The organism is Prosthecomicrobium pneumaticum, from assembly GCF_014199915.1.
GTDB classification, from domain to species: domain Bacteria; phylum Pseudomonadota; class Alphaproteobacteria; order Rhizobiales; family Kaistiaceae; genus Prosthecomicrobium; species Prosthecomicrobium pneumaticum.
The window spans coordinates 1-19,101 of sequence record NZ_JACHOO010000014.1 but is presented as its reverse complement, the minus strand read 5'-3'; the positions used below and the strand labels follow the sequence as shown (position 1 = coordinate 19,101).

Below are 19,101 nucleotides of genomic sequence, written 5' to 3'. Positions count from 1 at the left end.
GACATCATGCTCCAGCATCTTCGCCCTGCGCTCGCCGTGACGGCGCTGTTCACCCTGCTTCTCGGCCTCGCCTATCCGCTCGCCATGACCGGCATCGCGGAAGCGGTCTTTCCCCGCCAGGCGGAAGGCTCGCTGCTCGCCCGCGCCGACGGTTCGGTCTTCGGCTCACGCTGGATCGGCCAGCATTTCGAGGGGCCGCGCTATCTGCACGGCCGGCCTTCGGCCGCGGGGTCCGACGGCTATGACGCTTCGGCCTCGTCCGGCTCCAATCTCGGCCCGCTCAACGAGACGCTGATCGAGGCGGTCAAGGCGCGCGCCGCGGTCCTGCGGGCGGAAGCCCCGGGCGCCACGATCCCGGCCGACGCCGTCACTGCCTCGGCCTCCGGTCTCGATCCCGACATCTCGCCCGAGTTCGCCCGCCTGCAGGCGCCGCGCATCGCCGCCGCGCGCGGCATCGGCGAGGCCGACGTGCGCGCCGTCATCGATCGTCACAGCGAAGGCCGGCTGTTCGGCTTCGTCGGCCAGCCGCGGGTCAACGTGCTCGCCGTCAATGCGGACCTCGACTCGTCGGCCGGGGCGGGCGTAGCAACACAGCCATGAGCGAAGAGAGGCCGAGACCGGATCCGGAAGCGCTGCTCGCGGCGGTCGGGAAGACCGGCCGCGGCCGGCTGAAGGTCTTTCTCGGCATGGCGCCGGGGGTCGGCAAGACCTTCGAGATGCTCTCGCAGGCGCGGCGGCGGCGTGCCGACGGGACCGATGTGGCGGTCGGCGTCGTCGAGGCGCACGGGCGGCGTGACACGGAGGCGCTGTGCGAAGGGCTCGAAGTGCTGTCCCGGCGCCCGATCGCCTATCGCGGCCGGACGCTGCTCGAATTCGACCTCGACGCCGCGCTCGCGCGCCGGCCGGAGCTGCTGCTCGTCGACGAGTTCGCCCATTCGAATGTGCCCGGCTCGCGCCATCCGAAGCGCTGGCAGGACGTCGAGGAACTGCTCGATGCCGGCATCGACGTCTGGACGACGCTGAACGTCCAGCATCTCGAAAGCCTGGTCGACGTGGTCTGGAAGATCACCGGCGTACGCCAGCGCGAGACGGTGCCCGATTCCGCTCTTGAACGGGCCGACGAGATCGAGGTGGTCGACGTCACCCCGGCGACGCTGCGCGAGCGGCTCGCCGAGGGTAAGGTCTATGTGCCGGAGACCGCGCGGCTCGCCGCCGAGCGGTTCTTCAAGGCCGAGACCCTCAATGCGCTGCGCGAGCTCGCGCTGCGCCGCACCGCGCAGGCGGTCGACGACCAGCTCGTCGCGGCGCTGCGGCAGCGCGGCCTCGAAGGACCCTGGGCGGCCGGCGAGCGGATCCTCGTGCTCGTCGGCGGCGATCCGATGGCCGGTGCGCTGGTGCGGGCCGGCCGCCGGCTCTCCGACATGATGATGGATGCGCCCTGGACGGTCGCCCATGTCGAGCGGCCGAACCGCCCGCCGCCCGATTCACTCTCCACCCAGCGCCTCGCCGAGGCGCTGAAGCTCGCCGAGCAGCTCGGCGCCTCGACGCTCGTGCTCAATGGCGACGATCTCGTCGCCACCGTGCTCGACCACGCGCGGCGCAACAACATCACCCAGATCGTCGTCGGCAAGTCGGCCCGGCGGGGCTTGCGCGACCGCTTCCGCCGCCAGCTCGCGCCGGCGCTGCTCGAACGGGCGACCGGCGCGGCGCTCCACATCGTCACCGAGGAGCCGCACCGTTCGGCCGCGCCCGCTCCGGCGTCGCCCGCCCTGCGCGGCGGCTGGCTCGGCCATCTCGCCGCCGCGCTCGGCATTGCGGCGGCGACCGGCGTCGCCTGGGTCGCCGATACCTATGCCGACAACGTCAACCTGGCGCTCATCTACCTGCTCGTGGTGCTCGCCATCGGCCTGCGCTTCGGCCTGTGGGCGGCGGTCTCGGCGGCCGGGATCGCGGCTTTCAGCTACAACTTCTTTTTTCTCGATCCGCGCTACACCGTCTATATCGGCTCGGGTTCCGATGTCTTCACCTTCACGGTGTTCTTCCTCGTCGCGCTCGCAGCCGGCTGGCTGACCGGCCGGGTTCGCGATCAGGCGGCGGCGACCTCGCGCCGGGCCGCCGCCGTCACCGCGCTCCTCGCCGCCAGCCGCCGCCTCTCCGCGGCACCCGAGCGCGACGCGGCGGCGGCCGCGCTCGCCGAGCAGCTGGCGGCGGCGACCGGAGGCCGGGCCGCCGTGCTGCTGCCGAACGGCGCCGAGATCGCGCCGGCTGTCGGCTCGCCCGAAGCAGCCGCCTTCACCACCGGCGACATGGCGGCGGCGCGCTGGGCCTGGGAGCGGGGCGAGACCGCGGGCGCCGGCACCGGCACGCTGCCGAATGCCGGCTGGACCTTCCATCCGCTGCAGGGGCTGAAGACCCGCGCCGGCGTCGCGGCCGTCGAGCCGGAGCACCGACGGGCCGGGACCGATCCGCGCTTCGTGCAGGCCCTGCTCGACCAGGGCGCCGTGGCGCTCGAGCGGGCGGAACTCGCGGCGAGCGCGGCCGATGCCGAGGCTCTGCGGCGGACCGACCGGCTGCGCTCGGCGCTCCTCAACTCGATCAGCCACGACCTGCGCACCCCGCTTTCGACCGTGCTCGGCTCGGCGACCACGCTCATCGAATATGGGCCCTCGCTGACGGAGCCGGTGCGGCGCGACCTTCTCGACAGCATCGCGGAGGAGGCGGAGCGGCTCGATCGGTATGTCGGCGACCTGCTCGACATGACGAAGCTCGAGGGCGGCGCGCTCGCCCCGCGCGCCGAGCCGCTCGACGCGCGCGATGTGCTGCGCGCCGCGATGGGCCGCGTCGCCCGTCGGCTCGGGGCGCGCCGTTTCGAGCGCGACTTCCCCGCTGCGCTGTCGCTCGTCCGGGCCGATGCGGCCCTGCTCGAACAGGCGATCGTCAACATCCTCGAGAATGCGATCGCCTATAGTCCGGACGAGACGCCGATCGAGGTGGCGGCCTATGAGGATGCCGGCAACGTGGTCATCAGCATCGAGGACGAGGGGCCGGGCATCCCGACGGCGGAGCTCGAACGGGTGTTCGAGAAGTTCCGCCGGATGGAGGAGGCGACCGACCGCAACAAGAAGGGCGCCGGGCTCGGCCTCGCCATCGCCAAGGGCTTCGTCGAGGCGATGGGCGGGCGGATCGCCGCGGCGAGCCCGATCCATGCCGGCCGCGGCACCCGCGTCCTGATCAGTCTGAAGAAGGAAAGGCGGCTGCCCTCGTGAGCGCCTCCCGCCCCCGCATCCTGGTGATCGACGACGAGCCGCAGATCCATCGCTTCCTCGGGCCGGCGATGGAGGCGGCGGGCTATGATTATGTGCGGGCCGAGGACGGCGCGGCGGGGCTGAAGGAGATCGCGCGCCGTGCGCCCGACGCCGTTGTGCTCGATCTCGGCCTGCCCGATCTCGACGGGCGCGTCGTGCTCGACCGGGCACGGGCCTTCTACAAGGGGCCGATCGTCATCCTCTCGGCGCGCGACAAGGAGACCGAGAAGATCGACGCGCTCGATGCCGGTGCCGACGACTACGTGCAGAAGCCGTTCGGCGTCGGCGAACTGCTGGCGCGGCTGCGTGTCGCGCTCCGCCATGCGCTGACGAGCGGCGGCGTGCCGGTGCGGATCAGCGCGCACGGCGTCGAGATCGATCTCGAGCGGCGGCTGGTGACGCGCGGTGGCGAGCCGGCGCGGCTGTCGCCGCGCGAATACGACCTGCTCGCGCAGCTCGCCTCGGCCGGCGGCAAGGTGATGACGCACCGCCAGCTCCTGACCGCGGTCTGGGGGCCGGCACACGACGAAGACGTGCAGTATCTGCGCGTCTTCGTCGCCCAGCTCCGGCAGAAGCTCGAGGCCGATCCCGGCGAGCCGCACCTGATCCTGACCGAGCCCGGCGTCGGCTACCGGCTCGACGTTCCCTGAGGACCGTTCGAGGGCGGCTTGCCCGCGGCCGGCGGGGTCGGCTGGCCGAGGGCGAGGGCGCGCAGATAGGGGCCGACCAGGTCGGCGCCGGCCTTGGTCAGATGGTCGCCGTCGAAATAATAGACCTCGTCGTCGCCGAGAATCCGGCAGCCTTCGGCCGGTGTGCAGAGCGGCGTGACGAGCGTGCCGAACTCGACATGGTGCAGCGCATAGAACTTCCGATAGTAGTCGGCGATCGAGGCGAGTTCGTCATAGCCGCGAACGAGCAGGCCCTGCAGATAGGCATTGGTCGCGCTCGACACCGTCTTCAGCCGGACGGCGATCTGATAGCCGCCGAAATCCCATTGCGGCCGCCCCTTGATGACGATGACGCGGCCGTTGAAGGTCTCGCGGATGGCGTTGAGATTGGCGAGGAACGCCTTGTAGACCGCGCTGTCGGCGTATTGGTTCCGGCCAAACAGATTGTCGGCGACGATCACCACATCGGTCTTCAGCGGAATGTTGGAGAAGCGATAGTCGTTGGCGGCGCAGCGCTCCTTCCACTCCTGGTAGTCCTTGTTGTTCGGGTTCAGCCCGGGAAGAATGAACTCGTTGCAGAGGTGTCCGGTCATTCCTTCGTAGGCGACCGAGAGATCCTTGTATTGTGCCAGGGCGAAGGCGATGTCGAAGGCGTAGCTGTTGCCAATGACGAGGATGTTCGTCGTGTCCTCGCGCGGGAACTGATAGACCATCTCGCCGAGGCGGTTGACGAAGAGGCTGTAATCCTCCCAGTGCTTTTCCCGATAGTAGGTCATCTCGGAAAAGATCGGTGAGATCGCGGCGAAACGGCCGGCGAAGCCGTCGCCGAGGACCAGGACGCCGCCGAGCGCGGCAAAGAGGGCGGTCGGGATCGCCGAGGCGATGAAGATCACCCGGCGGCTGAGAAAGGCGCGGTTGCGGAACGGCCGTTCGACGAGGAACCACGACGCCGCGCCAAGGATGAACGTGGCGACGACGAGGCCGCCCTGCTCGGTGGTGTTGAGATAGGGGAAGGACCATTCGCGATAGAAGGCGATCAGCGGCTGGTGCCAGAGATAGGCGCTGTAGGAGATGAGGCCGATCGCGACGAGCGGCGGCAGCGACAGGAGCCGGGCGACGAGCCGGCCCTCACGAGCGAAGAGGAGCACCAGCACCGTGCCGAGCACCGGCACGAGGGTGTAGACGCTCGGGAACAGGATGTGGTCGTCGAACAGGAAGACCGCCGCGACGATCGCGCCGAGGCCGAGGAGGGCGAGGAGATCGTGCCACCAGCGCGGCGGCAGCCGGGGCGCGAAGACGCAGAGCGCGCCGGCGAGCAACTCCCAGGCCCGGGTCGGCCCGGAGAAGAAGTCGATCTCGTAATCGATCATGGTCCGCCACAGGCAGATGCCGAGGCTGAGCGCAGCGAGAAGGCCGAGCGCCGCCGGCAGCCGGCGCCGGTCGAACCGCCAGAGCGCGATCATGACGAGCGGGAAGAAGAGGTAGAACTGTTCTTCGACCGCGAGGCTCCAGGTGTGGAGCAGAGGCTTCAGCTCTGCCGCGGTCGCGAAGTAGAAGTCGGCCTCATAGCCGAACAGCAGATTGGAGACGAAGAAGGAGACCGCGATCAGGCTCTTGCCGAAACCCTTCAGCTCGTCGGGCAGGAGGATGAACCAGGCGAAGATCGCGGTGACGAAGACGACGAGGAACAGCGCCGGCAGGATGCGGCGCGCCCGCCGCTCGTAGAAATCGGCGATCGAGAAGCGGCCGGCCTCGAGCTGTTCGAGAATCAGACCGGTGATCAGATAGCCACTGATGACGAAGAACACGTCGACGCCGACGAAGCCGCCGGAGAAGACGCCGAAGCCGGCATGGAACAACACGACGGGAATGACGGCGACGGCCCGGAGGCCATCCAACTCATGTCTGTAACGCATCGTCCCCCGGCGCCTCGACGGCACGTCCTCCGGGCGCACCGTATCAAGCCGCGCGCCTTTGGAAAGGGCGAAGCGAGCCGCCCCCCGCGTCGAAGCGCCATCCCCAGGCGTTTCGTGCCGCCTCCCGGCCGCGATTGCGGCGCATCGGCTTTGCCGTTAATCATGGGCTCGCCTTAGGTAAGGCGAAAGTGCCGAGGGGGCGCTGAAGATGTCGGGTCCGGGGGCTGCGGGCTTGGATGGTCGTTGGAAGCGACGCCATGGGCCGGCGGGTCCGCGGCGGTGTGCACCGTCGCCTCGCCGCATCCGCGGGACCGAATCCGCGCCGAGGGAGCTGCCGTAGCGCGATGGCGGTCCTCGAGGCCGGCACGGCGCCGGATTCCCCCCGCATCGGCACGGCCGGCGGACCGCACGGTGCCGAGGCCGGAACGGAGCCGCGGGGCTTCCACGCCGGCTGGCCCTGGCTGCTTGCCGGGGCGGTCCTCGTCTGGGCCACGCTGCTCGTTCTCGTCGAAGGCCCGATCGCCGCCCGCGAGCGCGTCTTCCTGGTGCTCGGCGTGCTCGGCGCCTGGCGTTATGGCTGGGCCCTGCTGCACCTTGTACGCGCGCTCGCGTTTCTGCGGATCGTCATGCCGCGGAAGCGCGCCCGTGCGCGGCGTGCCGATATCGCGGCGGAGATCGACCATGTCTACGCCGTGGTCTGCTCCTTCGGCATTCCCGCCTGGCAGTTCCGTGCCGTCTATCGGTCGCTGATCGAGAACTGCCTCGCCACCGGCCTGCCGGCGACGATCGTCGCCTCGATCACCTCAGACCGCGACTGTGCCATTCTCGACGAACTGTTCGCCGAGGCCGGCCGGCCGGCCGATCTGCGCATCGTGGCGCAGTTCCAGCGCGGCACGGGCAAGCGCGATGCGATCGCCATGGCGCTGCGCACCATCGCGCGGAAGAACCCCTCCGCCCGCTCGGCGACGTTGATGCTCGACGGCGACGTCGTGCTCACCCCCGGCGCGCTCGCCGAGTCCTTGCGCTTCTTCGCCGCCGATCCCGGTCTCGCCGCGCTCACCACCAACAATGACGCGCGCCTCGCGCCCGGCGATCCGAGCGCGGACTGGTATCGTCTGCGCTTCGCGCAGCGTCATCTGATGATGTCGTCTCTCGCACTCTCCGACCGGCTCCTCGTTCTGACCGGCCGCTTTTCCGTCTATCGGACGCCCCACCTCGTCGACGCGCAGACGATCGAATTGATCCAGAACGACGCGGTCGACAACTGGCTGCACGGCCGGATCCGGCTGCTGAGCGGCGACGACAAGTCGATGTGGTACGCCATCCTGAGGCGGGGCGGGCGGATGCTCTATCTGCCGCACGTCTATGCGGTGTCCTTCGAGGCGATGCCGCGCGGCGCGGGCTTCTTGGCCGGCAGCACGCGATTGATGCTGCGCTGGTTCGGCAACATGATCAGGGCGAATGGCCGTTCGATGCGGCTCGGACCGCGCCGCTGCGGTCCGTTCCTGTGGTGGTGTCTGCTCGACCAGCGCCTTTCGGTCGTCACCACCCAGTTCGGATTCGCCACCGCTCTCGCCATCGCGGTGGGCAAGGACGTGCGGTTCGTGGTCGTCTATCTCGCCTGGCTGTTCGTCTCGCGCAGCCTTCTCGCCCTGATCTATGGCGGGCTTTGGGGGCGGGTTGTTCCGTCCTGGCCGGTCCTCCTCGCCTACACCCAGATCTGGGGCAGCGCCCTGAAGCTCTACCTCTTCTTCCGGCCCGACCGGCAGGCTTGGACCCGCCAGCTCATTCGCCGCGGCGGCGGTGACCGCGGCGCCCGGCTCGCCGCAACCACGCTCTATCTCCTCACGGTGGGGACGATCGCCGGCGCGGCCGCCGCGACCGCACATATTGTGGCGGGGGGCTGAGCGATGCAGCCCGCCGTACCGCCGGCCGATGCCGCCGGCGTCGTCGTCGAGCGCCGCGACGTGCGCGCCGCGATCGAGGTCGCGATCGGCTTCCGCGTCGTCGATGGCGAGACGACGCTGCGCGGTCTTCGTCTCTCTCGCCGCCATCTGGTCGTCGAGGAGGCCGAGGCGCCGCGCGCCCGCAGCGCCATGCTGCACGTGCCGCTCTCCGGTTTCGAACTCGTCCTGCCGCTGCGGCTGGTGCCCGCCGAGGTCGAGGGCGCGGCGGATGCGGGGGTGCGGCGCTACGAGATGGTCGAGCTGGATGCCCGGACCGAGGCGACGCTCGTCCAGCTCGTGCGGGTCGTCACCGCCGGCTGGCTGCCGACGGCCGAGGATCTCGCCGCCGGCTGGGACGCCGAGACGCCGCGCCCCGGCGAGAGCGCGGCGGCGGTCCGTCGCCGCACGATGCCATGGGTGGCGCTCGTGGTGAGCCTCATCGCGCTCGTCGGCGGGGTCGCGGCGATCGGCAGCAAGCTCTATGCCGACTGGACGACGATCGGCGCCGAGGCCGCGGCGATCATTGCGCCGCGGATCGATCTCATCAGCGGAGAATATGGCACCGTGGTTGCCGGCGGGCCTTCGATGCGCACCCGCGTCAAGCCCGGCGATACGCTCGTCACCGTCGAGTCCGACGAGATCCGGGCCGGCATCGAGACCGAGCGGGCCAATCTCGCCTATTTCGGCGCCGCCGCGCCGGATCTGGGGGCGGAGGACAGTCATGTGGGGCTCGGTCCCAATCCTCTGCGCGCCGAACTCGCGCGGCGGCGGCTCGAGGCGCTCGAACAGCGGGCCGCCGCGCTCACCTTCCGCTCGAACTGCGACTGCTCCGTGCTGTGGGCGGCGGCCCCCGGCACCCGCGTCGCACCCGGCATGCTGCTGATGAGCCTGATGGCGGCGGGTCAGGACCAGATCAAGGCCGCAGCCTTGATCGCGCCGGCGGATGCGGTTTCGGTGGTGAGCGGTCAGCCCGCGCTGGTGCGTGCAGCGGGCGGAGCGGAGTTCGCGGCCTCGGTCGAGGCGGTGCGCTACCAGTTTGCGCCGATGCCGATGATCGGTCTCGGCGATCCCGCGGACGGCCGGGCGACCGTGATCCTGCGATTCGATGGGCCGCTCGGCGATCTGGCGCCCGGCACGCCCGTAACGGTGGTGATCTCCCGATGACGATGGACGGCAACCCGTTCCGGCAGGCTCTGCGGCTCTGTGTCCTGGCACTCCTCGTCGCCGTGATGAGCCTCGTTGCGGTGGACTCCTCGTTCGCGCTCTTGCCCGAGGAGCGGGCGCGGCTCGACCTCTCGGTCTATCGGGTCAAGGACAGGGCGGCCGGCTATTTCGACGTCAAGGCGCGCCGCGCCGCGCTCCTGCAGACCCGGGATCATCTGCTGCGTCGGCTGATGGCCGATATCCGCAAGTTCGACGCCTGTCCGGCGGCGAGAGGGCTCACCGTCATCGCCGGCGACAAGATGACGCCGCGCTTCTACGACGACCGCGATGGCTGGCGGCTGGCGGCCTCGCCCTATCACACCTTCGAAGATGCTATGAGCCGGCTCGCGGCGCGGCAGCTGGTCGCGCCGGAGAGCGGTGCGGGCGATTGTCTGCTCGACGTGCTCGTCCGCTGGGCGCAGGCGCGGGCCTTTCTCTCCTTTGCGGTCGAACGGTCGCGGCTGCAGACGTGGTTCCAGATCGAATCCTCGCTGTTCGCCGCCGCTTTCGCCTATTCGATCGTGCGCGACGACGTTCCGGGCCGCGACGAGGACAAGGCCGAAATCGAGCGCTGGCTGGTCGCCGCCGCGAAAAACCATCTGCGACCGCCGGGCGACGTGGCAGGGAGCTGCTGCAACAATCATTTCTACCGGCGCGCGCTCTATTCCGCGATGATCGGCGTGCTGACCGGAGACGATTACCTGTTCCGCCTCGGCGTGAGCGCCGTCTATTCGGCGATCGCGGATTCGGCGGTGAACGGCGCTCTGCCCCTCGAAATGAAGCGCCAACAATACGCGGCCCGCTATCAGGTCTACGCCACCATGGCGCTCGTCTTCATTGCCGAGGTCGCCGCCCGGCAGGGCTACGACCTCTACTCGATATCGGGCGGGGACCGCTCGCTGTCGACGGTCGTCGATTTCTCCGTCGCGGCGATGCTCAATCCCGAGGCGGCCGCCGAGCCCGCGAAATGGCCGGGTCAGGACGACACCTTCCTCGAGGACCGACAGTTCTACGGCTGGCTCGAACTGGTCGGACGCAAGCGGCGCTGGCAGGATGCGGCGAACGCGCTCCTCGCTTCCGAACGCCCGTCCTACAATCGCGCCCTCGGCGGCTTCGTGACGCTCTATTTCCTGCCGCTCGGCCGCTGAGCGGCGCTTCCCGCCGCCCCACACCAACTCGCGGGCTCGCAGCCCGCGGTTCGGCGCGCCTTCGCCCGGGTCGGGTCGCGGCTCAGTACGCGAGCGCCGCCGAGGACATGCTGAGCATCAGCGGAGCGGCGATCGGTACCGCCTGCGCTTTGCCGAGCCGCTCGACGAGCGCGCGTCGCGCCTGCTCGGCGCCGGCCTTCCGTTCGTCCTCGGCCGAGACCTCGGCCGCCCGTTCGTCCTCAATCCGCTCGTTCATGGCATTCCCCCTTCCCGTCGCTTGACAGTTACCAAGGGCGGGCTGATCGTGTCCACCGTCTCGTGGGCGGACGTGGGGCGGGGCTCCGCGGTCGAGCCTGCGCTCCGCGGAAGCCATCTTGACCGGTACCTATCGCAAACGGGGCAATGCGAGCCTCCTCGCCGTCGGCAGCGAAACCGTTCTTCTGCGGACGGATGCGGCGAGTTCGTTCGCGCTCAACGAGTCCGGTCTGGTGCTGTGGGATGCGCTCGACCATTTCGAGACGGCCGAGGATCTCGCGATCCTGATGTGCGAGGCGCGTCGCGGCATGGCGGCCGAGGCCGCTGAGGCGGAGGTGCGGGCCTTTCTGCGCGTGCTGGTGGACCAGGGGCTTCTGAGCCATGCGCTGCCCGCCAACGCGCGGCGGTTTCGCAAGGTGGACGATGTCTTCGTCGAGCCGGTCGGCGGCGAGGTCATGGTGGTGTCGCGCGGCAGCCGCAAGGCGCATCTGCTCAACGAGGCGGGGGCGATCCTGTGGGATGCGCTCGACCTCTTCGACACCACCGCCGACCTCGAAGCCTTGCTGTGCGAGGCCTGGCCCGATGCGACGCCGGAGCATGTTGCGGCGACGGTCGAGAGCTTCCTGGCGAGGCTCCTGGAACTGGGGCTGATCCACGGCGACGCGTGAGCGGATCGTTTCGCATGTCCCGGACCGCTCCGCGTGTCGCCGTGGTCATCCCGGCCTACAACCACGCCGCCTATGTCGCCGAGGCGATCGAATCGGTGGCGCTTCAGGACTGGCCCGAACTGACGCTTTCCGTCCTCGACGACGGCTCAACGGACGCGACCTGTCGGGTGGCGGACGCGGCCCTCGCCCGTCTGCACCGCTTTCCCTCCCGCCTCGCGACGCAGGCGAATGCCGGCTCGGCGGAGACGATCAACCGGCTGGTCGCGGGGTGTGACGCGGACTATGTCGCCATCCTCAATTCCGACGATTGCTATCGCCCGGGGCGTTTCGCTGCGATGATGGCCCGGGCGCGGCCGGGTGGGGACTTCCTCGCCTTCAGCGGAGTCGCCTTCGCTCCTGAGGCGATGATCGCGCCGGGCCTCACCTTCGAGGATTGGTACCGCGGCCAGCTCGCCTATGCGCTCAGCCTGCCGACTTGCGGCTTCATTCTCACCGCCGTCAACCTCGCCATCTCGTCGAGCAATTTTCTGTTCTCGCGCGCGCTCTTCGACCGGGTCGGCGGCTTCAACCCGGCGCTTCCCCTGACGCAGGACTGGGAGTTCCTCTTCAAGGCGATGCGCTTCGTCGAGCCGGTGTTCGTGCCGGAGCGGCTGCTCGACTACCGTGTCCACGCCACGAACTCCTTCCGCGGCCTCGCCGACCGGGCCGTCGCGCAGAGCCGCGCGGCCTTCGCGGCCTATTGCGACTGGGCAGGCGGGGAGGCGGTCAATCCGCTCGCGCCGACGCCGGTGAACTGGCCGCACTTCTTTCAGCTCTTCGCCCGCTCCTGCACGCCGGCCTTCGGCGCGGAGCCGATCGGCGCCTATCTGCCTCCCGGCCTGCTGCGCGGCGGCCTGCCGCCGGGTCCGGGGGCTCCTGCCGATGCGCGCGCCCTGCAGCGGCTCCTCGCCGAGTCTCGCGCGCGGAGTGCCAATCTCGAGCGCAGCACGGAGGACCTGATGCGAGCGGCGGCTGCCGCGTGGGAGGCCACCGCCGCGGCCCCGATCGAGGATCGGGCAGCATGATCGTGCACCGCTATGACTGGCTCGGCGCCGGGCTGCGGCTCGGTTTGCCCGATCCGGACTGGGCGGCGCGCATCGACGATCTGCTCGGTCTGTCTTCGGAACGCGTGCCGGCCGGTGGGGAGGAGGGGGAGATCACGCTCCTCTCGGGCGCGACGCTGCGCTCCTATGCGGATGAGGTGCGCTTCGCGAACAGCGCGGACCTGCTGGTCTGGCTGACCCTGACGGCCGGCGACGTACTCGCCGAGAAGAAGGGCGCCTTCCTGCTCCACGCCGCCTGTTTCGTTATCGAGGGCAAGGCGTTGCTCGTCTTCGGCGCGCCGTTCGCCGGCAAGTCGACGCTGGCGCAGATGGCGCTCGAGCGCGGCGTGCCGTTGCTCGGTGACGACGTCATTCACCTGGAACCCGAGACCGGCCTCGCCCAAGCGGTGCCGCGGCCGCTCAAGAGACGGGTCAGCCCGGAGGTCGTCGCCGCCGCAGACGACCGCCTGGTGCTCGTACCCGGCGCGCCGCTCCATGGCGTGCTCGACGGCCGGGCCTGCCTGCTCGTTCCGCGCTCGGCGCCGGGAATCCTCGACACTACCCAGAAGCTCGCCGTGCGCGGCTCGATCTTTCTGCGGCGTCATGCGGGCCCGGGAATCCGGCCGTTCCGGCCCGAACGCTTCGAGGCGATGTTCGCCCTGCTCGACTGGGCGCGCGACTGGTCGACGCCGCCGCTCGCCTGTGCCCACCGGGCGGCCCGGCAATTGCTCGCGCTGCCTTATCTCGGCATTTCGGTCGGCGAGGGGGAGCAGCAGGCGGGTCTCGACGCGGTGCTCGGCGCGCTGCGATGAAGGTGGACGGCCATTATCCGGAGCGTCGCACGGTCGAGACGCTGCTGCGGCTCGTCTCCCCGGCCGGTCCCCGTCCGGACCTCGCGGCCGTCGACTGGCATCCGGTCGTCCGTCTGGCGCGCCATGCCCATGTCGCCGCATCGCTCTGGGCGCGGCTGCGGGTCGATCCCGATTTCGCGGCCGTTCCCGAGGCGGCCGCGGATGACCTGCGCGCCGCCTATCGCGACAATGCCCGCCGCAACCGGCTGATGGTCCCGGCCTTTCTCGACCTCGCGCGCCGGCTCAACGCGGAAGGGATCGTGCCGGTGCTCCTGAAGGGCGGCGGCCAGCTCTTCGATCCACCCTCGGGCGACCCGGACCGCCGCTACCTGCACGATTTCGATCTGCTCGTCGCCGGGCCGGAGCCGGTCTACGACCGCCTTCTGGCGAGCGGGCTCGCCGTCGCCGAGACCGCGCCGCCGCGTGGCCGGCCAGAGCGGATGTTCCACAGCTGGCCGGATTTCGTCGACCGCGAAAGCGGCGTGATCGTCGATGTCCACCGTCGACCCTTCCGCTATGCCGATGCGGCGATGACGGCCATCTTCCTCGATGAGGCGATCCCTTTCGAGCGCGATGGCGCGCGCTTCGCCCTGCCGTCGCGGGCCTGCCGGATCGCGGGCAATGTGCTGCACGCGCAGATCGCGGATCGCGGCTTCAGCCAGGCCTGGTTCGATCCGCGCTATCTGCTCGAACTCGCCGAATGCGCGGTCGCCTGGCGGGCGGCGGACTGGCGCGACGCCGATATCCTTCTCGCGAGCCACCGGATCGCCTTCCGCAACTTCATCCATCTCGCGCAGATGCTGATGGGCGTCGCCGTGCCGCTGCCGCCGCCGCGCCGCCGCGTCGATCAGATCGAGCTCGAGCGCATCCTCCGCCACGACGATTTCGCACCGCGCCATGGGCTTCTCGCCTGGACCATGATGAAGGCGATCGGCCTCAAGGCGCGGGCGCGCCAGGCTGTCGGCCCCTCGATCGGCTGGCGGAGCGTCTCCCCGCGACGAAGCGGCGGTTCAACCCGAGAAGAACCCTTTTGAAGAAGATCGCCGTCGCCATTCCGGCCTACAACCATGCACCCTTCATTGCAGGGGCGCTGGAAAGCGTCTTTGCGCAGAACTGGCCGGAGCTCGAGGTGCACATCCTCGACGACGGGTCGTCCGACGACACCGCCGCCGTCGCCGAGCGAACACGAGCGAAGGCACCGGTCGGGCTGAGTGTTCGCATCGACCGGCAGGACAATCGCGGCTCGGCGCGCACCATCAACCGCATGATCGACCGGATCGACGCCGATTACGTCGCGATCCTCAATTCCGACGATCTCTATGCGCCGGGCCGGCTGGCGGCCTTCGCCGCGCGAGCAGAGGGGGAGGATTTGTTCTTCGGCGTTTCCGGCGTGGAATTCATCGAGAGTGGCCAGACCGAGGATTTTTCCCTGTTCTCGGAATGGTATCGCAGCAAGTTCGATCGGGCGGCGCAGCTGCCGACCTTCGGATTCGCCTTCGTCCTCAGCAACATCTCGGTTACGTCGAGCAATTTCTTCTTTTCAAGAGCGCTGTTCGATCTCGCCGACGGCTTCGATCCGGCGCTGACGCTGACGCAGGACTGGGACTTTGCCTTGCGCGCTGTGCGCTGGACGGAGCCCGTCCTGCTGCCGGAAAGGCTGCTTCTCTATCGCGCCCATCCCGGCAACACCTGGCGTCGCCTGCAAGGCGTGCGGCGCGAACAGAGCGAACAGGTGCTCCGCAATTTCGTCGCGCGTTCGGCCGCGCCGACGCTCAATCGGCTCGCACCCTCGCCGATCAACTGGCCCGCCTATCTGCCCGCCTTCCTGCGCATCTGCCGGCCGGTGTTCGGCGACGAGCCGCTCGGGGCCTATTTCCCTCCGGAATGGCTCGCCGCGCCGGCGGGGGCCGTTGATCCCGCCTCGCCGGAAGGCGACGCGCTGCATCGACTCTTCGTCGCCGCGCAGCGCGGTCCGTCGGAGGAGATGCCCCTCGATGAGAGTCTCGCCGCCGCGACGGACCATTGGGCGCGCATCCGGGCGGCGCCGCGCCGCTGAGCCGACCCCGCGGCGCCGCGCCGGGCGGGTGCGCCTACGCCGCTGTCCGCGCGGTTGCTGCGGCCGCGGCGAAGGCGAGCGCCGCTTCGACATGGATGCCGGTCGAATCGAAGACGGGGCAGGGGAGGGCCGCTTCGTCGAGCAGCAGGCACAGTTCGGTGCAGCCGAGAATGACGCAATCCGCCCCCCCGGCGAGTCCGTCGGCGATGATGCGCTCCGCGGCGGCGCGGGAATCCGGCCGCACGATGCCCTGGCAGAGCTCCTCGAAGATGATGCCGTGGATCGCGCCGCGGTCCTCGGCGGCCGCCGGCGTCATGACGTCGAGGCCGGAACGCTCCCGCATCTGGCGTGCGTAGAAGCCGTGTTCCATCGTGTAGCGGGTGGCGAGCAGGAGCGGCCGCTCGAAGCCGGCGGCGCGGATCGCCCGGCCGGTCTCGTCGATGATGTCGATGAGGGGAATGCCCGCCGCCTCCCGCACCGCTCCGGACACGAGATGCATCGTGTTGGTGCAGATCAGCACGCAATCGGCGCCGCCCCGCGCGAGCCCGGCCGCCGCCTCCCCGAGGAGGGCGCCGGCGGCATCCCAGCGACCCGCCTTCTGCAGCGCGACGACGGACTCGAAATCGAGCGACCGAAGCAGGATGTCGGCGGAGTGCAGGCCGCCCCGGCGCGCCCGCACGGCCTCGTTGAGCCGCCGGTAATAGACGAGCGTGCTCTCCCAGCTCATCCCGCCGATCAGTCCGATCGTCGCCATCTCGGCCCATCTCCCGTCGCTTTCAGCCATCGCCACACTAGCTCACCTCGGCTGCAAATCGCGCGCGTCGTGAAGCGCCGGAGGCGACTGTGATGCAAGGAAGCGGCGCCCTTGTTCCGGAATGCGCAATCCGCTTGCGGCGGGTGTGGTGCCACCCTACCCTCGCGCCATGCTCGACGACCGCGACCGCAAGCTCCTCGATCTCCTCCAGGCCGATGCGGAGACGCCGATCGGCACGCTCGCCGATGCGGTCCATCTTTCGATCTCCGCCTGCTCCCGCCGCATCGCGCGGCTGAAGGAGGAGGGCTATGTGGCGCGGACCGTCGCCCTCGTCGATCGGCGCCGCATCGGTCTTCCCACCACGATCTTCGTCCTTTTGCGCACATCGCAGCACACCGCGGACTGGCTCGACGATCTTCGTGCCGTCGTGGCCGACATACCGGAGATCGTCGAGGTGCACCGGCTGACCGGCAATGTCGACTACATCATGAAGATCGTGCTACCGAACGTCGAATATTACGATGTCATCTACAAGGCGATCGTCAAACGGATCAGCCTGCACGACATATCCGCCTATATCTCGATGGAAACGCTGAAGAGCGACACGGCGGTGCCGACGCGGCATCTCCGCGGCGGAGCGGGATAGGCGGCCGCTTGGCGTCGCCCGCCGCGGCGTCGCTGCGCCGGTCGTCGGGGGAGGCCCGTCGGGCGGGAGCGGGTGCGGGCAACCAATCCCGCGCTCGCCCGTAGAGACCCTACCGACGGCTTCCCTTCCATCGATGACGAGGTGCGACCATGGCGCATATTCATCCCCCGTCCGCGGCGGCGATCGCGGCGCATCACGTCACCTCTGTGCTGGCGCAGTTTCCGATCGTCTGCTTCACCCTCACGCTCTTCACCGACATCGCCTATTGGCGGACCGCCAATCTGATGTGGGTGAATTTCTCCTCCTGGCTTCTCTTCGCCGGGCTCGTCTTCGGCCTCCTGACCATCGTGGCGGCGCTCGTCGCGCTGGTGCTCGGCGGCCTCGTTTGGGCGCGCGGTGTCGGCTGGCCCTTCTTCCTCGGCGGGCTGATCGTGCTCCTCCTCGCCTCCTTCAACAGTCTCGTTCATGCCCGCGACGGCTGGACCGCCGTCGTGCCGACCGGACTCGTCGTCTCCGTCGTCACCATCCTCGTGATGATCCTCACCGATCGGCTCAGCCGCTCGGTCGTGCTGCGCCGCCGTCCGGGAGTGACCATCCATGGCTGAGTTCCGTTTCCGCCGCATCGCCCTGCTCGCCGCCGGCGCCGTCCTGCTCGTCGGGCTCGCCGGCTGCAGCGACGAGGGCACCGATTTCGACATCACGCAGCAGATCGGGCCGGACCCGGTCCTGCCCGAACCGCATCAGCCCATCCTCGCCGACATGAAGGTCGCCGAAGTGATCGGCTGGCAGGAGGGCGAGACGCCGGCCGTGCCCGAGGGGCTCGCCGTCACCGCCTATGCCCGCGATCTCGCCAATCCGCGCGCCCTCCACACGCTGCCGAATGGCGATGTGCTCGTCGTCCAGTCGCGCGGGCCGGAAGGCGAGCCCGTGTCACGGCCGAAGGATGTGATCCGCGGCTGGATCATGGCGATCTCGCACGGCAGCGGCGCCGGACCGTCGAAGGAGAGCAACCTCGTCACCCTGCTGCGCGATACCAATCGCGATGGGCGCGTCGATGCACGCTACGACCTCCTCGAGGGCCTCGCCTCGCCCTTCGGCCTCGCCTTCGCGGACGACACGCTCTATGTCGCCACCACCGAGGCGATCCTTGTCTATCCCTACCGGCTCGGCGAGACCGCCATCACAGCGGCGCCGCGCGTGCTGACGCCGCTGCCGGGCGGGCCGATCAACCATCACTGGACCAAGGACCTGGCGCTCGGACCGGACGGCCGCTTCCTCTATGTCTCGGTCGGCTCGAACTCGAACGCGATGGAGAACGGGCTCGAGGCCGAGAAGGGGCGCGCCGCGATCTGGGAGGTCGACCGGCAGACCGGCGCGAGCCGGGTGTTCGCCTCGGGTCTGCGCAATCCGAACGGGCTGACCTTCCACCCCGACACCGGCGTGCTCTGGGCCGTGATCAACGAGCGCGACGAACTGGGTCCCGATCTCGTCCCCGATTACATGACGTCGGTGAAGGACGGGGCGTTCTACGGCTGGCCGTGGAGCTATTATGGCCAACATGTCGATCCGCGCGTCCGGCCGCAGCGGCCCGATCTGGTCGAGCGCGCCATTCCGCCGGACTATGCGCTGTCGAGCCATGTGGCACCGCTCGGCATGACCTTCACCATGGGCTCGGCCCTGCCGGAAGCCTACCGCAACGGCGCCTTCGTCGGCGAACACGGCAGCTGGAACCGCACCTTCTTCAACGGCTACAAGGTCGTCTATGTGCCGTTCGAGAACGGCATGCCGTCCGGCAAGGCGCAGGATGTGGTGACCGGCTTCCTCGACGGCGAGCGGGCCCGCGGCCGGCCCGTCGGCGTCGGCATCGACGGAACGGGGGCGCTGCTCGTCGCCGATGATGCCGGGAATACCGTGTGGCGCGTCGCTGCCGCGGACGGCTCGGTCACGCCGGAGCCGCTCGGCACCGATATGAGCGTCGCGTCCCCGGGCAGCGATACGGCTCCCGCGGCAACGGCACCGGCGGCCGAGACGCCCGGCGCCGCATCTGGCGGGCCGTCCCCGGAACAGGGTGGCGTGGCGCCCCCAGAGGGCGGTCCGGCAGCGCCGTCAACGGCACCCGGCACGGTCGCACCCGACACGGCCGCTCCGGCGCCGGTCCCGCCGGCGACGGGGGCGCCCGCCGCTCCCGAAGCGCCCCCGGCGGACGAGGGCGCTGCCGCGCCGTCACCCTCGCCGGACGAACAGCTGACCGGGCAGGAGCCGGCCGCTCCGGCCGGAAGCGCGGCGACGCCGACCCCTTCGCAGACGGAGATCGCGCCTGCGACCGTGCCGCCCGCCCCGGCGACAACGCCCTGAAGAATCGGGCCGGAGCGTCGCGCTCCGGCCCCCGCGCGCTCTCAGCCGATGCCGTCGGGTCCCGCGCCGCAGACGAGGCCGGCGATGGTGCGGCCGGGGCCGAAGGCGACGGCGCCCGAGCGAAGGGCCGCCACCGACGCCGCCCCCGAAAGATCCGCCGCGATGCCGAGCTCGAACCACAGCCAGCGGCTCGCCTCCACCATCGCCTCGTCCTCGACCAGAACGATCTCGTCGACATGGCGCCGCAC

At 69.9% G+C, this 19,101-nt stretch carries 18 protein-coding genes; 14 read left to right on the top strand and 4 right to left on the bottom strand.

The annotated features are described in order from the left end of the window. Positions 1–6: 6 nt before the first annotated feature. The 3 genes from kdpC to GGQ63_RS21010 are packed head-to-tail and all read left to right on the top strand — an operon-like array spanning position 7 to position 3,955. On the top strand, positions 7–600 hold the full coding sequence (gene kdpC, locus GGQ63_RS21020; RefSeq protein WP_183858590.1) for a potassium-transporting ATPase subunit KdpC: 594 nt from the start codon (positions 7–9) through the stop codon (positions 598–600). Next, positions 597–3,266 carry a sensor histidine kinase gene (locus tag GGQ63_RS21015; RefSeq protein ID WP_183858589.1) on the top strand — a complete coding sequence of 890 codons (2,670 nt, stop codon included), beginning with the start codon at positions 597–599 and terminating at the stop codon, positions 3,264–3,266. Before kdpC ends, GGQ63_RS21015 begins: the two co-directional genes overlap by 4 nt. Beyond that, positions 3,263–3,955 carry a response regulator gene (locus GGQ63_RS21010; RefSeq protein WP_183858588.1) on the top strand — a complete coding sequence of 231 codons (693 nt, stop codon included), beginning with the start codon at positions 3,263–3,265 and terminating at the stop codon, positions 3,953–3,955. The genes GGQ63_RS21015 and GGQ63_RS21010 overlap by 4 nt, the downstream gene beginning before the upstream one ends. Here GGQ63_RS21010 and GGQ63_RS21005 read toward each other — a convergent pair. Next, positions 3,934–5,871: an acyltransferase family protein gene (locus tag GGQ63_RS21005; protein ID WP_210308613.1), complete on the bottom strand. Its 1,938-nt coding sequence runs from the start codon at positions 5,869–5,871 to the stop codon at positions 3,934–3,936. The genes GGQ63_RS21010 and GGQ63_RS21005 overlap by 22 nt on opposite strands. 362 nt (positions 5,872–6,233) lie before the next feature. On the opposite strand from GGQ63_RS21005, the gene GGQ63_RS21000 reads away from it, so the two are divergent. From GGQ63_RS21000 to GGQ63_RS20990, 3 genes are read left to right on the top strand one after another with little or no spacing between them, the layout of a single operon-like run. After that, entirely contained in the window at positions 6,234–7,796 is a 1,563-nt protein-coding gene (locus GGQ63_RS21000) for a glycosyltransferase (RefSeq protein ID WP_183858586.1), read from the top strand. A gap of 3 nt (positions 7,797–7,799) precedes the next feature. Beyond that, positions 7,800–8,999, top strand: coding sequence for an efflux RND transporter periplasmic adaptor subunit (locus GGQ63_RS20995; protein WP_183858585.1), 1,200 nt, complete (start codon positions 7,800–7,802; stop codon positions 8,997–8,999). Next, the gene (locus GGQ63_RS20990; protein WP_183858584.1) at positions 8,996–10,186 is read left to right on the top strand and encodes an alginate lyase family protein; all 1,191 of its coding nucleotides are present in this window, start codon (positions 8,996–8,998) and stop codon (positions 10,184–10,186) included. The genes GGQ63_RS20995 and GGQ63_RS20990 overlap by 4 nt, the downstream gene beginning before the upstream one ends. An 82-nt stretch (positions 10,187–10,268) precedes the next feature. Here GGQ63_RS20990 and GGQ63_RS20985 read toward each other — a convergent pair whose 3' ends face one another. After that, entirely contained in the window at positions 10,269–10,442 is a 174-nt protein-coding gene (locus GGQ63_RS20985; protein ID WP_183858583.1) for a hypothetical protein, read from the bottom strand. Between the two features lie 118 nt (positions 10,443–10,560). On the opposite strand from GGQ63_RS20985, the gene GGQ63_RS20980 reads away from it, so the two are divergent. The 5 genes from GGQ63_RS20980 to GGQ63_RS20960 are packed head-to-tail and all read left to right on the top strand — an operon-like array spanning position 10,561 to position 15,098. Continuing rightward, on the top strand, positions 10,561–11,109 hold the full coding sequence (locus GGQ63_RS20980; RefSeq protein ID WP_183858582.1) for a PqqD family protein: 549 nt from the start codon (positions 10,561–10,563) through the stop codon (positions 11,107–11,109). 14 nt (positions 11,110–11,123) lie between these two features. Then, entirely contained in the window at positions 11,124–12,173 is a 1,050-nt protein-coding gene (locus GGQ63_RS20975) for a glycosyltransferase family 2 protein (protein WP_183858581.1), read from the top strand. Beyond that, a complete protein-coding gene (locus tag GGQ63_RS20970) occupies positions 12,170–13,003 on the top strand; it encodes a hypothetical protein (protein WP_183858580.1) in 834 nt (277 codons plus the stop codon). The genes GGQ63_RS20975 and GGQ63_RS20970 overlap by 4 nt, the downstream gene beginning before the upstream one ends. Beyond that, entirely contained in the window at positions 13,000–14,076 is a 1,077-nt protein-coding gene (locus GGQ63_RS20965) for a nucleotidyltransferase family protein (RefSeq protein ID WP_183858579.1), read from the top strand. Before GGQ63_RS20970 ends, GGQ63_RS20965 begins: the two co-directional genes overlap by 4 nt. Then, positions 14,073–15,098, top strand: coding sequence for a glycosyltransferase family 2 protein (locus tag GGQ63_RS20960; RefSeq protein WP_183858578.1), 1,026 nt, complete (start codon positions 14,073–14,075; stop codon positions 15,096–15,098). The genes GGQ63_RS20965 and GGQ63_RS20960 overlap by 4 nt, the downstream gene beginning before the upstream one ends. Before the next feature lie 34 nt (positions 15,099–15,132). On the opposite strand, the gene GGQ63_RS20955 is transcribed toward GGQ63_RS20960, so the two are convergent. After that, positions 15,133–15,852, bottom strand: a complete 720-nt coding sequence (locus GGQ63_RS20955; protein ID WP_183858577.1) for an aspartate/glutamate racemase family protein — start codon at positions 15,850–15,852, stop codon at positions 15,133–15,135. Between the two features lie 169 nt (positions 15,853–16,021). Between GGQ63_RS20955 and GGQ63_RS20950 the strand changes: the two genes are divergently transcribed. The 3 genes from GGQ63_RS20950 (at position 16,022) to GGQ63_RS20940 (ending at position 18,853) form a co-directional block, all read left to right on the top strand. Continuing rightward, positions 16,022–16,498 (top strand): Lrp/AsnC family transcriptional regulator, encoded by a 477-nt coding sequence (locus GGQ63_RS20950; RefSeq protein WP_183858626.1) that lies wholly within the window; start codon positions 16,022–16,024, stop codon positions 16,496–16,498. Between the two features lie 149 nt (positions 16,499–16,647). After that, positions 16,648–17,103: a DUF2231 domain-containing protein gene (locus tag GGQ63_RS20945; RefSeq protein ID WP_183858576.1), complete on the top strand. Its 456-nt coding sequence runs from the start codon at positions 16,648–16,650 to the stop codon at positions 17,101–17,103. After that, positions 17,096–18,853: a PQQ-dependent sugar dehydrogenase gene (locus tag GGQ63_RS20940; protein ID WP_183858575.1), complete on the top strand. Its 1,758-nt coding sequence runs from the start codon at positions 17,096–17,098 to the stop codon at positions 18,851–18,853. The genes GGQ63_RS20945 and GGQ63_RS20940 overlap by 8 nt, the downstream gene beginning before the upstream one ends. Positions 18,854–18,894: 41 nt before the next feature. On the opposite strand, the gene GGQ63_RS20935 is transcribed toward GGQ63_RS20940, so the two are convergent. After that, a partial coding sequence (locus GGQ63_RS20935) for a pyridoxal-phosphate dependent enzyme (RefSeq protein ID WP_343061240.1) occupies positions 18,895–19,101 on the bottom strand: 207 nt, incomplete at its 5' end.

Coding starts and splice junctions, on each gene's coding strand:
- kdpC (WP_183858590.1), top strand. CDS start 7: ATGCTCCAGCATCTTCGCCCTGCGCTCGCCGTGACGGCGCTGTTCACC.
- GGQ63_RS21015 (WP_183858589.1), top strand. CDS start 597: ATGAGCGAAGAGAGGCCGAGACCGGATCCGGAAGCGCTGCTCGCGGCG.
- GGQ63_RS21000 (WP_183858586.1), top strand. CDS start 6,234: ATGGCGGTCCTCGAGGCCGGCACGGCGCCGGATTCCCCCCGCATCGGC.
- GGQ63_RS20995 (WP_183858585.1), top strand. CDS start 7,800: ATGCAGCCCGCCGTACCGCCGGCCGATGCCGCCGGCGTCGTCGTCGAG.
- GGQ63_RS20990 (WP_183858584.1), top strand. CDS start 8,996: ATGACGATGGACGGCAACCCGTTCCGGCAGGCTCTGCGGCTCTGTGTC.
- GGQ63_RS20985 (WP_183858583.1), bottom strand. CDS start 10,442: ATGAACGAGCGGATTGAGGACGAACGGGCGGCCGAGGTCTCGGCCGAG.
- GGQ63_RS20975 (WP_183858581.1), top strand. CDS start 11,124: ATGTCCCGGACCGCTCCGCGTGTCGCCGTGGTCATCCCGGCCTACAAC.
- GGQ63_RS20970 (WP_183858580.1), top strand. CDS start 12,170: ATGATCGTGCACCGCTATGACTGGCTCGGCGCCGGGCTGCGGCTCGGT.
- GGQ63_RS20965 (WP_183858579.1), top strand. CDS start 13,000: ATGAAGGTGGACGGCCATTATCCGGAGCGTCGCACGGTCGAGACGCTG.
- GGQ63_RS20955 (WP_183858577.1), bottom strand. CDS start 15,852: ATGGCGACGATCGGACTGATCGGCGGGATGAGCTGGGAGAGCACGCTC.
- GGQ63_RS20950 (WP_183858626.1), top strand. CDS start 16,022: ATGCTCGACGACCGCGACCGCAAGCTCCTCGATCTCCTCCAGGCCGAT.
- GGQ63_RS20945 (WP_183858576.1), top strand. CDS start 16,648: ATGGCGCATATTCATCCCCCGTCCGCGGCGGCGATCGCGGCGCATCAC.
- GGQ63_RS20940 (WP_183858575.1), top strand. CDS start 17,096: ATGGCTGAGTTCCGTTTCCGCCGCATCGCCCTGCTCGCCGCCGGCGCC.